Source organism: Streptomyces durbertensis (genome assembly GCF_014156695.1).
Taxonomy (GTDB): domain Bacteria; phylum Actinomycetota; class Actinomycetes; order Streptomycetales; family Streptomycetaceae; genus Streptomyces; species Streptomyces durbertensis.
This window is the reverse complement of sequence record NZ_WMLF01000100.1, coordinates 1-14,739: the sequence shown is the minus strand read 5'-3', so window position 1 is coordinate 14,739 and position 14,739 is coordinate 1. Positions and strand designations below refer to the sequence as shown.

Below are 14,739 nucleotides of genomic sequence, written 5' to 3'. Positions count from 1 at the left end.
CCGCCCGGGTGAGCCGGCAGGGGGCCGGGGAGCGGCGGCCGCTCCGCCGCTTGTCCTCGCCGCCTGCTCCGGCGGCGCCGACTCCATGGCGCTCGCCTCCGCCCTCGCCTTCGAGGCGCCCCGCCTCGGGCTGCGGGCCGGTGGCGTCACCGTCGACCACGGCCTGCAGGCCGGTTCCGCCGAGCGGGCCGCCGAGGTCGCCGAGCGGCTGACCGCGATGGGCCTGGAGCCGGTCGAGGCGGTCACGGTCACCGTCGGCCGGGGCGCGGGTCCCGAGGCCGCCGCCCGCGCCGCCCGCTACGCCGCGCTGGACGCCGTCGCCGAACGCACCGGCGCCGCCGCCGTGCTCCTCGGCCACACCAGGGACGACCAGGCCGAGACGGTCCTCCTCGGGCTCGCCCGGGGCTCCGGCACCCGTTCGCTGGCCGGGATGGCCGCCGTCACCGGCTCCGGGGCGGCGCCCGCGCCGCTCGGCCGGCTCGACGGGGTGGCCGGCGGACAGTCCGCCGATCAGCCCGACGACCCGGCGGCCCGCCGCTACCGCCGGCCGTTCCTCGCGATCGACCGGCAGACCACCCGCCGCGCCTGCATGGTCCAGTCCCTGCCCGTGTGGGACGACCCGCACAACACCGATCCCGCCTACACCCGCTCCCGGGTGCGGCACGAGGCCATGCCGATACTGGAGAAGGCGCTGGGCAAGGGCGTCATCGAGGCGCTGGCCCGGACGGCCCAGCTCGCCAGGGACGACGCCGACGCGCTGGACGCCTGGGCGGCGGACGCCGAGCGCGCGGTGCGGGTGCCGCTGCAGGACGACCGGCTCACCCGTGACGCCGGGGGCGCCCCGGCGGCGGCCGCCGCCGCCTCGGAAGCCCCGGACGCCCCCGACGCCGCCGCTCCCGCAGTCGCCCCCGGGTCCTCCGCGCTGGACGTCAACCGGCTGTACGCGCTGCCGCCGGCGGTACGCCGCCGGGTCCTGCGCCGCGCCGTCCTCGCCGCCGGCGCCCCCGCCGGCTCGCTGTTCGCCCGGCACATCGAGGAGGCCGACCGGCTGATCACCGCGTGGCGCGGCCAGAAGCCCCTCAACCTGCCCGGGCGGGTGGAGGTTCGGCGCCGGGGTGGCACACTGGTCATTCGGCAGAGCGACATCTGAGCGCGTACCGAGCGACGACTGAGAGCAGCTGCACAGCGTGAATGAGAAGGACATGGGCGCCGACCTTCAGTCGGTGCTCGTCACCAAGGAAGAGATCGACGCGAAGCTGGCCGAGCTGGCCGCGAAGATCGACGCGGAGTACGCGGGCAAGGACCTCCTCATCGTCGGCGTCCTCAAGGGCGCCGTCATGGTGATGGCCGACCTGGCGCGGGCGTTGTCCAGCCCCGTCACGATGGACTGGATGGCGGTGTCCTCCTACGGCGCCGGCACCCAGTCCTCGGGCGTGGTCCGCATCCTCAAGGACCTGGACACCGACATCAAGGGCCGGCACGTCCTGATCGTCGAGGACATCATCGACTCCGGCCTGACGCTGTCGTGGCTGCTGTCGAACCTCGGCTCCCGGGAGCCCGCCTCGCTGAAGGTGTGCACGCTGCTGCGCAAGCCGGACGCGGCGAAGGTCGACATCGACGTCGAGTGGGTCGGCTTCGACATCCCGAACGAGTTTGTCGTGGGCTACGGCCTCGACTACGCGGAGAAGTACCGGAACCTGCCGTTCGTCGGCACGCTCGCTCCGCACGTCTACGGCGGCTGACGCCCGCGGTCGGCGGTCCGGGCCTGCCGGTGGCGGCGGGCCCCGGGCCCGCCCCGGGAACATCCCGCCCTGTCCCGCCGTTGGAGCAGGGGAGGGGGCGGATCAACGCGCCCGGCGACATCGGGCCACAATGCTGGGGTACCGTCCGAGGGTCGGTCTTTTCAACTCACTTTGGCAGGAGGGACGGGGCGCACGCCGCCTCGTGTGGATGGACGTGAAGCGATACTTCCGTGGGCCGGTCATGTGGATCGTGCTGGCCGTCCTTGCCGTGGTCGTGTTGATGCAGGTCGTCAGCTCTTCCGAGGGCTTCAAGACGGTCGACACCGGTCAGGTCGTCCAGGCGATCAACGAGAACAAGGTCAAGTCGGCCAAGCTCACCACCGGCGACGAGCAGACGATCGAGATCGAGCTCAAGGACGGCAACGAGGTCGAGAACAGCAACAAGGTCAAGGCCAGCTACATCGACGAGCAGGGCGCCGAGCTCGCCAAGACCCTGCAGTCCAAGTACCAGGACAAGCAGCTCACCGACGGCTACACCGTCTCGCCGAAGAAGCAGAACCCGTTTGTCGGGATGCTGCTCTCCCTCCTGCCCTTCCTGCTGATCATCATCGTCTTCCTGTTCCTGATGAACCAGATGCAGGGCGGCGGCTCCCGGGTGATGAACTTCGGCAAGTCGAAGGCGAAGCTGATCACCAAGGACACGCCGAAGACGACGTTCGCCGACGTGGCCGGCTCCGACGAGGCCGTCGAGGAGCTCCACGAGATCAAGGAGTTCCTGCAGGAGCCCGCGAAGTTCCAGGCCGTCGGCGCCAAGATCCCCAAGGGTGTGCTGCTGTACGGCCCGCCCGGCACGGGTAAGACGCTGCTCGCCCGGGCCGTCGCCGGCGAGGCCGGCGTGCCGTTCTACTCGATCTCCGGTTCCGACTTCGTGGAGATGTTCGTCGGTGTCGGCGCCAGCCGGGTCCGCGACCTCTTCGAGCAGGCCAAGGCGAACGCCCCGGCGATCGTCTTCGTCGACGAGATCGACGCCGTCGGCCGGCACCGCGGCGCCGGCATGGGCGGCGGCCACGACGAGCGCGAGCAGACGCTGAACCAGCTGCTCGTCGAGATGGACGGCTTCGACGTCAAGGGCGGCGTCATCCTCATCGCGGCCACCAACCGGCCCGACATCCTCGACCCGGCGCTGCTGCGTCCGGGCCGTTTCGACCGCCAGATCGCCGTCGACCGCCCCGACATGCAGGGCCGGCTGGAGATCCTCAAGGTCCACCAGAAGGGCAAGCCGGTCGCGCCCGACGTCGACCTGGGCGCGGTCGCCCGCCGCACCCCCGGCTTCACCGGCGCCGACCTGAACAACGTGCTGAACGAGGCCGCGCTGCTTGCCGCCCGCGCCGACGCCAAGCTGATCGACAACAAGTTCCTGGACGAGGCGATCGACCGTGTCGTGGCCGGCCCGCAGAAGCGGACCCGGATCATGAGCGACAAGGAGAAGAAGATCACCGCGTACCACGAGGGCGGACACGCCCTGGTCGCGGCGGCCTCCCCGAACTCCGACCCGGTCCACAAGATCACGATCCTGTCCCGGGGCCGCGCGCTCGGTTACACCATGGTCCTCCCCGAGGAGGACAAGTACTCGACCACGCGCAACGAGATGCTCGACCAGCTCGCCTACATGCTCGGCGGCCGGGCCGCCGAGGAGCTGGTGTTCCACGACCCGACGACGGGCGCGGCCAACGACATCGAGAAGGCCACCGCCACGGCCCGCGCGATGGTCACCCAGTACGGCATGACCGAGCGGCTGGGCGCGATCAAGTTCGGCTCCGACCAGTCCGAGCCCTTCCTCGGCAAGGAGATGGGCCACCAGCGGGACTACTCCGAGGAGGTCGCCGGCCTTGTCGACGAAGAGGTCAAGAAGCTGATCGAGACCGCGCACAACGAAGCGTGGGAGATCCTGGTCGAGAACCGGGACGTGCTGGACAACCTCGTCCTGGAGCTGCTGGAGAAGGAGACGCTGGGCAAGGAGGAGATCGCCGAGATCTTCCGCCCGATCGTGAAGCGGCCGGCCCGCCCGGCCTGGACCGGCTCCGCCCGCCGTACCCCCTCCACGCGGCCGCCGGTCTCCTCTCCGAAGGAGCTGGCGCTGAGCAACGGCGCGTCGCTGGAGAAGGCGCCGCCGGAGCAGGGCAAGACGATCGGCCCGACGGAGACCGGCCCGGTCGAGCCCCGCACCGCCCCGGAGGCGCACGGCGAGCTCTGAGCCCGCCCCCGGGCTCCCGGGCCTCCCCCGCGGGGGACTCGCGGGGGAGGCCGCGGGGAAGAGGCCCAGCTCACAGGGGAGCAGGAACATCGGCCGCGTCCCTCAGGTTTACTCTGAGGGACGCGGCCTTATCGCCGCATGAAGCAGAAGTGAGGCACTCCCATGACCGACCCGGTGACGCTGGACGGCGAAGGCACGATCGGCGAGTTCGACGAGAAGCGGGCCGAGAACGCCATCCGTGAGCTGCTCATCGCCGTCGGCGAGGACCCCGACCGCGAGGGCCTGCGGGAGACGCCGGCCCGGGTGGCCCGCGCCTACCGCGAGATATTCGCCGGCCTCTGGCAGCGCCCCGAGGACGTGCTGACCACCACCTTCGACCTCGGCCACGACGAGATGGTGCTGGTCAAGGACATCGAGGTGCTCAGCTCCTGCGAGCACCACCTGGTGCCGTTCGTCGGCACGGCCCACATCGGCTACATCCCCTCCTCCAGCGGCAAGATCACCGGGCTGTCGAAGCTCGCCCGGCTGGTCGACGTCTTCGCCCGCCGCCCGCAGGTGCAGGAGCGTCTGACGACGCAGATCGCCGACTCGCTGATGCGCATCCTGGAGCCGCGCGGCGTGATCGTGGTCATCGAGTGCGAGCACATGTGCATGACGATGCGCGGCGTGCGCAAACCGGGCGCCAAGACGCTGACCTCGGCCGTACGCGGCCAGCTGCGGGACGCCGCGACCCGCTCCGAGGCGATGAGCCTCATCATGGCCCGCTGACGGGCCCCTGCGGGGCGGCCCGCCGACACACCTCGGGCGCGTCCGTCGTCTCCGGTCACGCGGGTCTCGTCTCCGGTCACGCGGCCCGGGTCTCCGTCCACGCGGGTCCGGCCGGGAGGGCCGCCCCCTCTGTTGCCGGCGGGGTCTTCCCGGCCCCTTCCCCGGTCTTCGGCCGGGGGACCCCACACGTCTCCGGCACCGGGGCTCCGGCCAGGACCCCGTGTCGCGCCCCGGCGGCCGCTTGTCCTCGAACGCCGGGCGGGCTGTGAACGGCCCGTCCTGGGACGCCTCCCGGCCGAGGACCGGGAGCGAGCGAGGACCGGGAGTCAGGGCTCGTGGGCGCGGGGCCCGTGACCTCGGGAGGACGGCCCCCGGCGGGAGTCAGGGTGTCGGAAGGACGGCCCCCGTGGGGGCCTAGGGTGGGGGCATGAGTGCTGAGCGGCTTACTGTTGCCGGGCTTCCCGCCTGGGGACGCTGTGCGGTGATGGGCGTCGTCAACGTCACGCCCGACTCCTTCTCCGACGGCGGTCGCTGGTTCGACACGACCGCGGCGATCAAGCGTGGTCTCGACCTGGTGGCGCAGGGCGCCGACCTGGTCGACGTCGGCGGCGAGTCGACCCGCCCCGGCGCGACCCGCGTCGACGAGGACGAGGAGCTGCGCCGGGTGGTGCCCGTGGTGCGCGGCCTGGCCGCCGACGGGGTGGTCGTCAGCGTGGACACGATGCGGGCGAGCGTCGCCGAGCAGGCCGTCGCCGCCGGCGCCCGCCTGGTCAACGACGTCAGCGGCGGCCGCGCCGACCCCCGCATGGTGCCCGTGGTCGCCGGCGCCGGGGTGCCGTTTGTGGTCATGCACTGGCGCGGCCAGTCCATCGACATGAACGACCGCGCCGTCTACGGCAACGTCGTCACCGAGGTCCTCGACGAGCTGCGGGCCGCGCTCGACCAGGCCGTCGCGGGCGGCATCAGCCCGGACCGGGTGGTCGTCGACCCGGGCCTGGGCTTCGCGAAGAACGCCGAACACGACCTGGCGCTTGTCGCCTCGCTGGGCCGGCTCCGGCGGGAGCTGGGCCGGCCGCTGCTGGTGGCCGCGTCCCGCAAGCGCTTCCTCGGCCGGGTGCTGGCCGCCGACGGCGAGGCCGCCCCGCCGCCCGCCCGGGAGCGCGACGCCGCGACGGCCGCGGTGACGACGCTGGCCGCCCGGGACGGCGCCTGGGCCGTCCGGGTACACGAGGTGCGGGCCAGCGCGGACGCCGTCCGCGTGGTGCGGGCCGTGGACGCCGCCGGCGAGGCGGCGGAGGGAGACCGGTGACGGGTTCGGGAGCGGACGTCGCGGCTGTCGAGGCCGCCAACGCCGCGCTGTACGAGGCGCTGGAACGCGGCGACCTGGAGACGCTGGGCGAGCTGTGGGCGGGCGGCGCGCAGGACCTCGACGTCGCCGACGGCGACCTGAGCGTCGTCCACCCCGGCTGGCCGGTCCTCCTCGGCCGCTCGGAGGTGCTGCGCTCCTACGCGTTGATCATGGCGAGCACCGAGTACATCCAGTTCTTCCTGACCGACGTGGAGATCTCCGTCCTCGGTGACACGGCACTCGTGACGTGCACGGAGAACATCCTCAGCGGCGGCCCGGCGGAGGAGGACGGCTCGGTCGGCCCGCTGGTCGGCGGCCTCGTCGTGGCGACCAACGTGTTCCGGCGCGGCGCCGACGGGGAGTGGCGGCTGTGGGCGCGGCACGGCTCCCCGGTGCTCGTCGAGCAGGACGACGAGGGCCCGGAGCCGGACGAGCCGCTGGCAGACTGAGCCGGCGCCGCCGGGCACCCGCCCGCGGGGCCGGGCCAAGGGCGCCCGCCCAGGGGCCGGGAGCGTCACCCGGGCCGGGCGGTGTCACCCGTCGGGGTGTGTGGCGAGGACAACAGGAGTGGCGCGGCCGCCTTCCGGGTAGGCGGCCTGCGCTGGTAGAAGCGGTACGCACACCGACCGGACGGCTCGTGGCCACCCCCCAGGGACGGGGTGTTCAGGGTGCGTGGGTAGATTCGAGCGCGGGCCGCGCCCGCGCGGCGCCCGGCGGAACCCGGAACGACGACCCGGGAAGACGAGTGGACGAGGAGTGTGACGCGCCGATGGACCGAGTCGCCGTGCGCGGCCTGAGGGCCAAGGGGCATCACGGGGTCTTCGAGCGGGAACGAGAAGAGGGACAGCTCTTTGTCGTCGACGTGGAGATGGCCGTCGACACGCGGGCCGCGGCCGCCGAGGACGACCTGACCCGTACGGTCCACTACGGAGTCGTCGCCGAGGAGGTTGTCGCCGTCATCACCGGCGAACCGGTCGATCTGATCGAGACGCTGGCCCAGCGGATCGCCGACCAGTGCCTGACCCACGAGGCGGTGCGGGAGGTCGAGGTGGTCGTGCACAAGCCCGACGCGCCCATCACCGTCCCCTTCGACGATGTGACCATCACGATCAAGCGGAGCCGATCATGACACCACCGAACAGTGACCCGACAGTGCAGCCGGTGCCCGCTTCGGTGGTCCGCCAGGTCGACGCGGCCGACATCACGCTGAGCAACCCCAAACGCGCCGTGATCTCCATCGGCAGCAACCTCGGCAACCGCCTGGAGACCCTCCAGGGCGCCATCGACGCGCTGGAGGACACCCCGGGCGTGCGGGTGAAGGCGGTCTCGCCGGTCTACGAGACCGAGCCCTGGGGGGTCGAGCCCGGCTCCCAGTCGAGCTACTTCAACGCCGTCGTGCTCATCAAGACGACCCTGCCGCCGGACTCCCTCCTGGAGCGCGGTCAGGCGATCGAGGAGGCTTTCGAGCGGGTACGCGACGAGCGCTGGGGCCCGCGCACGATCGACGTCGACATCGTCTCCTACCAGGACGTCGTCTCCAGCGACCCGACGCTGACCCTGCCGCACCCGCGGGCGCACGAGCGCGCCTTCGTGCTGGTGCCGTGGCACGACGTCGACCCCGGCGCCGAGGTCCCCGGCCGCGGGGCGGTCTCCGACCTGCTCGCCGAGATCGGCGTGGACGGCACCCGCGGCGTCGAGATCCGCCCGGACCTCGAACTCGTCGTCCCCGAGTAAGGCCGCCCCCGGCCACGGGTACGGACGCCGACAGACGCACCTTCCCCGCCGACATCCCCGCACTCCTCAGGACACAAGGACACCGAGCGCCCCGTGAAGCAACTGCGCATCCGCACCCTCGTCGGGATCTTCGCCGCCGCCGCGGTCCTGTCGTGGGGCGGGGCGCGGCTGTGGGACGCGCTGGACAGCCTGCCCGCCGTCCCGCTGCTCGCGCCGGTTGTGCTGGCGCTGATCGCGGTGGTGCTGCTGGCGACGGCCTTCTCGCTGCGTTCCCGGCTGCGCGCCCAGCGGGAGCGCCGCCCGGTCGCCAAGCCGGTCGAGCCGATGATGGCGGCGCGGGCGGTGGTCTTCGGGCAGGCCAGCGCGCTGGTCGCGGCGCTGGTCGGCGGCGTCTACGGCGGCGTCGGCGTCTTCATCGCGACCTCGCCCCTCGCGGACGTGCCGGCCAGGCGCGACCAGGCGCTGTACGCGGGGCTGTCCGTCGTCGCGGCGGTGGCGGTGGTCGCTGTCGCCCTGTGGCTGGAACGCGTCTGCCGCATCCCCGAGGGCGACGACGAGGACGGCCCGGCCCCGTCCGCCGCCTGAACCCGGCCCCGTCCGCCGCCTGAGAGGGCCGCTCGCGGGTCAGCCGGCCGTCAGCTGGCCGCGTTCCAGCGCCAGCAGGCGCTCCTTCCGCGCCAGCCCGCCGGCGTAGCCGGTGAGGGAACCGCCGCCGCCCACCACCCGGTGGCACGGCACGATGACACTCACCGGGTTCCGCCCGTTCGCCGCGCCGACCGCGCGGGCCGCGCTCGGACGGCCGATACGCGCCGCCAGCTCGCCGTAGGTGATCGTCCGGCCGTAGGGGATCTTCCGCAGCTCGGCCCAGACCGTCCGCTGGAACTCCGTACCGGCCGCCCGCACGGGCACGCTGAACTCCGTCCGCTCCCCGGCGAAGTACTCCGCCAGCTCGGCGGTCACCCGCTCGAACGCGGCGGCGTCCGGACGGCCGAACGTCTCGACGGGCGGCCGGTGCCGGTGCTCGCTCATGTAGACGGCGGACAGCACGCCCTCGGTGGCCACCAGGGTCAGCGGCCCGATGGGGCTGTCCACCACGGTGTGGGTGCGGTTCTGCTGCTCGACTGTGTTCCTCACGCCGTCCAGTATCAACCCGTGCCGCCGCCCGCACTGGCGGAAATCGGACACTGCCTCGGGCGGTCGGACCGGTGTTCTACGCGTCGGCGACGGTGTCCAGCCGGACGTGCGCGCGCGGCACGTCCCGCGCCTCCGCGTCGATCGACCGGCGCAGCGCCTCGTGCAGCCGCCCCGGCGTGAGCACCCCGGCGAAACGCTCGCCGTCCAGCACCGCGATCCAGCCCGCGTCGTGCTGGAGCATCCGGCTGAACGCCTGCTTCAGCGGCGCCCCCAGCGGCAGCCACGCCTCCATCCGCCGCGCGTGGTCGCCGACCGTGCCGTCCGGGCCGTCCGTGCTGTTCGGCGAGCCGGCCAGCGACTCCGCCGACACCCAGCCGTGCAGCCCGCCGTCACCGTCCAGCACCACCGCCCACCGCGCGCCGTCCGACCGCAGCCGCTCGGCGGCACGCACCGCGACGTCGTCGAGCCGGACCACCGGCGGCTGCTCCAGGTCGCCGGCCTCGATCGGCGTCACCGACAGCCGCTTCAGCCCCCGGTCCGCGCCGACGAAGTCCGCGACATACGGCGTCGCCGGCGCGCCCAGCACCCGCGCCGGCGGGTCCAGCTGCTCGATGCGGCCGTGCCCGTACACGGCGATGCGGTCGCCGAGGCGCACCGCCTCCTCGATGTCGTGCGTCACGAACAGGACCGTCTTGCGCACCTCGGCCTGGAGCCTCAGGAACTCGTTCTGCAGGTGCTCCCGCACCACCGGGTCCACGGCGCCGAACGGCTCGTCCATCAGCAGCACCGGCGGATCGGCCGCCAACGCCCGCGCCACGCCCACCCGTTGCCGCTGCCCGCCGGAGAGCTGGTCCGGGTAGCGGTCGCCGTACACGGACGGGTCCAGGCCCACCAGCTCCAGCAGTTCGGCGGCCCGCCGCCGCCCCTTCGCCCGCTGCCAGCCCAGCAGCCGGGGCACGGTCGCGGTGTTCTCCAGCACCGTCTTGTGCGGGAACAGCCCCACCTGCTGGATGACGTACCCGATGTGCCGCCGCAGCCGCACCGGGTCGACCGTGCGGATGTCCTCGCCGTCCAGCAGGATGCGGCCCTCGGTCGGCTCGATCAGCCGGTTGACCATCTTCATCGTTGTCGTCTTGCCGCAGCCCGACGGGCCGACCAGCGTCACCAGCTCGCCCTCGGCGACCTCGAACGACAGGTCGTCCACGGCCGTCGTGCCGTCCGGGTAGCGCTTCGTCACGTTCTCGAACGCGATGAACCCCGCGTTGCGCTCCCGCTGCTGCTCCGCCATGGTCCCTCATTCTGTCAGTGCCACGGGTTAGGGTCGCGGACGTGATGTCGAAGGGCTGCCTCGCCGCCAACGACTGGATCTGTGGCGAGTATCTACGGACGCGCGGACAGGAGCTGACCGACGCGACGATCCAGCACGTCGGCATCACCGCCGCCGCCGTCGGCATCGGGCTGCTCGTGGCGCTGCCGCTGGCGGTCCTCGCCCGGCGCTGGCGCCCGGTCGCGCCGCCGCTGCTCGCGCTCACCACCGTTCTCTACACCGTGCCGTCGCTCGCGATGCTCGCCCTCCTCGTCCCGATACTCGGCATCTCCGTCTCCGTTGTCATCACGGCGCTGGTGCTGTACTCCCTGACCATCCTGCTGCGGAACATCCTCGCCGGCCTCGAAGGCGTGCCCGAGGAGGTCCGCGAGGCCGCCCGGGGCATGGGCTACGGCCCCCTACGCCTCCTCCTCACCGTCGAACTCCCACTCGCCGTACCCGCGTTGATGGCGGGCCTTCGCATCGCCACGGTCTCCACCATCGCCATGACCACCGTCGGCGGCATCATCGACTACGGCGGCCTCGGCAACCTCCTCTTCTCCGGTCTCGACAGCGTCTTCAAGGCCCAGGTGCTCACCGCCTCCGTGCTGTGCGTCGTCCTCGCCGTCCTCGCCGACGTGCTGCTCCTCGGGGTACAGCGCCTGCTCACGCCCTGGACCAGAGCACGCGCCGCCGCGGCCACCCCGCAGAGCGCCGCGGCCACCCCGCAGACCGCGAGGGCCGCCTGACATGGACGTCATCGAAGGAGCCTGGACCTGGCTCACCACCGGCTCGAACTGGACCGGTGACGGCGGCGTCTGGCAACGCCTCGGCGAACACCTCTACCTGACCGCCCTGTGCCTCCTCATCGCCGCCGCCATCGCCCTGCCGGTCGCTCTGTGGCTCGGCCACGTCGGACGCGGCGGCGCCCTCGCCACCAACATCGCCGGTATCGGCCGCGCCGTGCCCACCCTCGCCGTCCTCGTCCTCCTCACGGTCAGCCCGCTCGGCCGCAGCGAACTGTGGCCCACCCTCATCGCGCTGGTCCTCTTCGCGATCCCACCGCTGCTCACCAACGCCCACCTCGGCGTACGCGAGGCCGACCAGAACGTCGTCGAGGCCGCGCGCGGCATGGGCATGTCCGGCGGTCAACTCCTGTGGCGCGTCGAACTCCCGCTCGCCTACCCGATGCTGATGACCGGCATCCGGTCCGCGACCGTCCAGGTCATCGCCACCGCCACCCTCGCCGCCATCGCCGGCGGAGGCGGGCTCGGCCGCATCATCACCGACGGCTTCAGCACCTACCGCACCCCGCAGGTCGTCGCCGGAGCCGTCCTCGTCGCCGCGCTCGCGCTGCTCGTGGAGGGCGCGCTGGTGATCGCCGCGCGGCTGCTCGACCCCATGCGCGGCCGACGCCGCCGCGCCGAACCCGTCGCCGCCCCCGTCCCGGTCACCGCCACCACATGACCGCGCGTGAACGTACGCACTCGCCGACCCAGGAGCTGACCCACCCGTGACCGCGATACTCACCCGCACCGGCCGCCACCCCCGTCACACCCCGCGCCGCACCGGGCGCCGGGCCGGCGCCACGGCGCTCGGCGTCGCCGCCCTGCTCACCGCGCTCACCGCCTGCGGCGGCGACAGCCTCGAACAGTCCGGCGGCGAGGGCAGCCTTGTCATCGGCTCCGCCGGCTTCACCGAGTCCGAGATCATGGCCCGGATGTACGCCCGCGTCCTGCGCGACGCCGGCTACAGCACCCGCGTCCAGCGCCTGGAGAACCGCGAACTGTACGCGCCCGCCCTGGAGAAGGGCGAGATCGACGTCGTCCCCGAGTACGCCGCCACCCTCGCCGAGTTCCTGAACGCCAAGGCCAACGGCGCCGACGCGGCCGCGAAGAAGCCCGTCGCCTCCAACGACGCCGACGCCACGGTGGCCGCGCTCAGGAAGCTCGCCGAGCCGCGCGGCCTCACCCCGCTCGCCGCCGGCGACGCCGTCAACCAGAACGCCTTCGCCGTCTCCGCGAAGTACGCCGACGAGCACAAGCTCAGGACCCTCAGCGATGTCGGCGGCGCGAAGCTCCGCGTCCGCCTCGCCGCCGGCCCGGAGTGCCCCGAACGTCCGTTCTGCCAGCCGGGGTTGGAGAAGACCTACGGCATCGACGTCGCCAGGCTCGACCCCAAGGGCGTCGGCAGCGTCGCCGCCAAGCAGTCCGTGCAGAACGGCACCAACGACATGGTCCTCACGACGACCACCGACGCCACCCTCGACGAGTTCGGCCTCGTCCTCCTCGAAGACGACAAGAACCTTCAGAACGCCGACAACGTCCTGCCCGTCGTCAACACCAAGGACGCCGGCGACAAGAAGATCGCCGACACCCTCGACAAACTCACCCGCGTCCTCACGACCGAGGACCTCACCGACCTCAACCGCAAGGTCGACGCCGAACGCCAGAAGGCCGCCGACGTCGCCGAGCAGTACCTCAGGTCCAAGAACCTCATCAACTGACGCCCGGTCCGGCAGCCGGTGACCACCGGCAGCCGTGCGGCATGCCCCACCCCTCGGCGAGCCTCGACGGGTACACGTTCCGCCCGCCGCCGAGAAGCGACGCCGAACCGTGGCGGAGTGTGTGCGCCGACCGGCGACGGACATCGTGTGCGGTAGCAGTCGACAGGGGCGCGGGCGTTGGGGCGTGAGCGCCGGGCGCGCGCTGACACGTGGTCCACCGCGCTATTCGGCCAGGGCCGATGGCTTTGTGCCATATGCGGGTAACCCGGCTTCCCGCTCGCCGAGCCGGCGCTACACAAAGGGTTGGCGGCGGCGCCCAGCCGTCCGCCGGGGGCAAGAACCGGTCGGTAGGGAGGTCGGGGCGGGTTGGTGACCATGAACGTGGCGGTGCTGCTCGCGGTGATCGTCGTCCTGCGGCTGCGGCGGCGTACGCAGTCCCGCACTCGCAACGACGAGAAGCTGACCGTTGTCATAGTCCTGGCGCTGGGAGTCCTCATCGCACCCACCCCGCTCGGACAGGGAATCCTGGACGTCCTGGGGCAGCTCGCCAGCGGCGTCACCCAGGCCAGCCGATGAGCCCCCGCAGACGCACAGGCCGGACCGCGCCCGTCGCCCCGCACGGCGGACGTCGGGCCCGGGGAGTGGGGGAGTGATGGCGGTACGTCGACGGAGCCGGCGCCTGCCGAAGCGGACGCGCAGGCGGTTGCAGGGCTGGGGCACGGTCGCGGCGGTGGTCGTGGTGGTGTGGGCGGCCGCGAACTGGTCGGTGGTGTGGCCCGTCCTGGTGGCCGTCCTCGCCGTGGCCGTGGTGGGCGGGGCCGGCTGGCTACTGCTGCGGGCGCACCGCCGCGCGGTCGACGAGGACCGCACGTGGCGCGCGGAGGAGGAGGCCCGGGCGCGCGAGTTGTCGATGACCGAGGTCGACGCCCTGTCCTGGCAGGAGTTCGAGAGCTACGTCGCCGCGCTGTGCCGGCGGGACGGCTGCACGAAGGTTGTCGTCAGCGGCCGGAGCGGCGACCTGGGCGCGGACGTCGTCGGCTACCTCGCCGACGGGCGCAAGCTGGTCGTCCAGTGCAAGAAGTACGCGCCGCACCGGAGCGTGTCCTCGCACGACATGCAGAAGTTCGTCGGCACCGCACGCCCCGAACACGGCGCGGACGTCGCCCTGTACGTCACCACCGGCCGCGCCTTCACCAGGGACGCACTCGGCCTGGCCATGCGCCAGGACATCGTGGCCCTCCACCGCGACCTCCTGGGCGCATGGGTCAAGGGCGCCCACCTGGAGAGCCTGCTCCCGCTGAACGGCAGCGGCGCGGGCCCGGGGCGTCGCCCCACCGCCCGCTGAGCACGCGGCCGGCACCCGGCCGCGCGCGACCACCCGCCGGTCCTGCCGGCCGCAACGACGGGTCCGCCCGCCGCCGTCCGCCGTCGGGCCGGAACGACGACGGCGACGCGGGACCGGCCAGCCCACCCGGCCAGGTCTGCTCGACGGCGTCCTCGTGCGGCCCGTCGTGTTCCGGCGGGCCTGGCACAGGGGAGGCGGGACGCGACGAGCGGGGACGTCTCCAGCCGACGCGGCCTCCGCCGCCCACACGGCTCACCGCCGCTCACCACGGCACCGTCCCCGGCGCCAACGCCCACGGCCCGCGTGGCGTGCCGCTGAGCGACACCCAACACGGCGGCGGCGGTCCGACGCGCACGTAAGGCCGCACCAGCCGGCTGGCGTCCCCGTCCAACGGCCCCGCGTGGCCCGCCCGCCGCCCGACCGGCCACCCGGCCACCGCGACCACAAGCCGCCGCCTCACGCCCGCTCCTCCAGCCAACTCCGGTACGGCCGCGTGATGATCTCCCGGTAGCTGCGGTGGGACGGGTCCCGCGCCGTGTGCTCCCGCATCCAGGGCACGACCTCCGCCTGCTCGCCCTCCCACGTCCCGCTCCGCTCACCGC

General features: G+C 73.0%; 17 protein-coding genes. 14 read left to right on the top strand and 3 right to left on the bottom strand.

Features of this window, described 5'->3' with window-relative positions:
- From tilS to GL263_RS09555, 9 genes are all read left to right on the top strand, one after another.
- On the top strand, positions 1–1,150 hold a 1,150-nt coding region (tilS, locus tag GL263_RS09595; protein ID WP_182855176.1), incomplete at its 5' end, for a tRNA lysidine(34) synthetase TilS.
- A 52-nt stretch (positions 1,151–1,202) separates the two neighbouring features.
- The gene (gene hpt / locus GL263_RS09590) at positions 1,203–1,742 is read left to right on the top strand and encodes a hypoxanthine phosphoribosyltransferase (RefSeq protein WP_182855175.1); all 540 of its coding nucleotides are present in this window, start codon (positions 1,203–1,205) and stop codon (positions 1,740–1,742) included.
- Between the two features lie 208 nt (positions 1,743–1,950).
- On the top strand, positions 1,951–3,996 hold the full coding sequence (gene ftsH, locus GL263_RS09585; RefSeq protein WP_182855174.1) for an ATP-dependent zinc metalloprotease FtsH: 2,046 nt from the start codon (positions 1,951–1,953) through the stop codon (positions 3,994–3,996).
- A gap of 162 nt (positions 3,997–4,158) precedes the next feature.
- Complete coding sequence (folE, locus tag GL263_RS09580) at positions 4,159–4,764, top strand: GTP cyclohydrolase I FolE (protein ID WP_143646890.1); 606 nt, start codon at positions 4,159–4,161, stop codon at positions 4,762–4,764.
- A 427-nt stretch (positions 4,765–5,191) separates the two neighbouring features.
- Positions 5,192–6,073, top strand: coding sequence for a dihydropteroate synthase (folP, locus tag GL263_RS09575; RefSeq protein ID WP_182855173.1), 882 nt, complete (start codon positions 5,192–5,194; stop codon positions 6,071–6,073).
- On the top strand, positions 6,070–6,561 hold the full coding sequence (locus GL263_RS09570; protein ID WP_182855172.1) for a nuclear transport factor 2 family protein: 492 nt from the start codon (positions 6,070–6,072) through the stop codon (positions 6,559–6,561). The genes folP and GL263_RS09570 overlap by 4 nt, the downstream gene beginning before the upstream one ends.
- Positions 6,562–6,881: 320 nt before the next feature.
- A complete protein-coding gene (gene folB, locus GL263_RS09565) occupies positions 6,882–7,241 on the top strand; it encodes a dihydroneopterin aldolase (protein WP_182855171.1) in 360 nt (119 codons plus the stop codon).
- Positions 7,238–7,846, top strand: coding sequence for a 2-amino-4-hydroxy-6-hydroxymethyldihydropteridine diphosphokinase (gene folK / locus GL263_RS09560; RefSeq protein ID WP_182855170.1), 609 nt, complete (start codon positions 7,238–7,240; stop codon positions 7,844–7,846). Before folB ends, folK begins: the two co-directional genes overlap by 4 nt.
- 93 nt (positions 7,847–7,939) lie before the next feature.
- Entirely contained in the window at positions 7,940–8,431 is a 492-nt protein-coding gene (locus tag GL263_RS09555) for a DUF3180 domain-containing protein (RefSeq protein WP_182855169.1), read from the top strand.
- 39 nt (positions 8,432–8,470) lie between these two features.
- Here the strand turns inward: GL263_RS09555 and GL263_RS09550 are convergent, their stop codons facing one another.
- Positions 8,471–8,980 carry a methylated-DNA--[protein]-cysteine S-methyltransferase gene (locus GL263_RS09550; RefSeq protein ID WP_323379318.1) on the bottom strand — a complete coding sequence of 170 codons (510 nt, stop codon included), beginning with the start codon at positions 8,978–8,980 and terminating at the stop codon, positions 8,471–8,473.
- A 76-nt stretch (positions 8,981–9,056) separates the two neighbouring features.
- Positions 9,057–10,268, bottom strand: coding sequence for an ABC transporter ATP-binding protein (locus GL263_RS09545; protein WP_182855168.1), 1,212 nt, complete (start codon positions 10,266–10,268; stop codon positions 9,057–9,059).
- Positions 10,269–10,312: 44 nt separating this feature from the next.
- On the opposite strand from GL263_RS09545, the gene GL263_RS09540 reads away from it, so the two are divergent.
- From GL263_RS09540 to GL263_RS09520, 5 genes are all read left to right on the top strand, one after another.
- A complete protein-coding gene (locus GL263_RS09540) occupies positions 10,313–11,035 on the top strand; it encodes an ABC transporter permease (protein ID WP_194377307.1) in 723 nt (240 codons plus the stop codon).
- A gap of 1 nt (position 11,036) precedes the next feature.
- The gene (locus tag GL263_RS09535; RefSeq protein WP_182855166.1) at positions 11,037–11,753 is read left to right on the top strand and encodes an ABC transporter permease; all 717 of its coding nucleotides are present in this window, start codon (positions 11,037–11,039) and stop codon (positions 11,751–11,753) included.
- 55 nt (positions 11,754–11,808) lie between these two features.
- A complete protein-coding gene (locus GL263_RS09530; RefSeq protein WP_182855177.1) occupies positions 11,809–12,792 on the top strand; it encodes an ABC transporter substrate-binding protein in 984 nt (327 codons plus the stop codon).
- Positions 12,793–13,158: 366 nt separating this feature from the next.
- The gene (locus tag GL263_RS09525) at positions 13,159–13,368 is read left to right on the top strand and encodes a hypothetical protein (RefSeq protein WP_182855165.1); all 210 of its coding nucleotides are present in this window, start codon (positions 13,159–13,161) and stop codon (positions 13,366–13,368) included.
- Between the two features lie 76 nt (positions 13,369–13,444).
- A complete protein-coding gene (locus GL263_RS09520) occupies positions 13,445–14,137 on the top strand; it encodes a restriction endonuclease (RefSeq protein ID WP_182855164.1) in 693 nt (230 codons plus the stop codon).
- Between the two features lie 456 nt (positions 14,138–14,593).
- On the opposite strand, the gene GL263_RS29220 is transcribed toward GL263_RS09520, so the two are convergent.
- A partial coding sequence (locus GL263_RS29220; RefSeq protein WP_438947939.1) for a DUF7848 domain-containing protein occupies positions 14,594–14,739 on the bottom strand: 146 nt, incomplete at its 5' end.

Excerpts from the sequence above, each read along its gene's own strand:
- GL263_RS09540 (WP_194377307.1), top strand. The coding sequence starts at position 10,313 with ATGTCGAAGGGCTGCCTCGCCGCCAACGACTGGATCTGTGGCGAGTAT.
- GL263_RS09535 (WP_182855166.1), top strand. The coding sequence starts at position 11,037 with ATGGACGTCATCGAAGGAGCCTGGACCTGGCTCACCACCGGCTCGAAC.
- GL263_RS09545 (WP_182855168.1), bottom strand. The coding sequence starts at position 10,268 with ATGGCGGAGCAGCAGCGGGAGCGCAACGCGGGGTTCATCGCGTTCGAG.
- hpt (WP_182855175.1), top strand. The coding sequence starts at position 1,203 with ATGGGCGCCGACCTTCAGTCGGTGCTCGTCACCAAGGAAGAGATCGAC.
- GL263_RS09520 (WP_182855164.1), top strand. The coding sequence starts at position 13,445 with ATGGCGGTACGTCGACGGAGCCGGCGCCTGCCGAAGCGGACGCGCAGG.
- folE (WP_143646890.1), top strand. The coding sequence starts at position 4,159 with ATGACCGACCCGGTGACGCTGGACGGCGAAGGCACGATCGGCGAGTTC.
- folB (WP_182855171.1), top strand. The coding sequence starts at position 6,882 with ATGGACCGAGTCGCCGTGCGCGGCCTGAGGGCCAAGGGGCATCACGGG.
- folP (WP_182855173.1), top strand. The coding sequence starts at position 5,192 with ATGAGTGCTGAGCGGCTTACTGTTGCCGGGCTTCCCGCCTGGGGACGC.
- ftsH (WP_182855174.1), top strand. The coding sequence starts at position 1,951 with ATGGACGTGAAGCGATACTTCCGTGGGCCGGTCATGTGGATCGTGCTG.
- folK (WP_182855170.1), top strand. The coding sequence starts at position 7,238 with ATGACACCACCGAACAGTGACCCGACAGTGCAGCCGGTGCCCGCTTCG.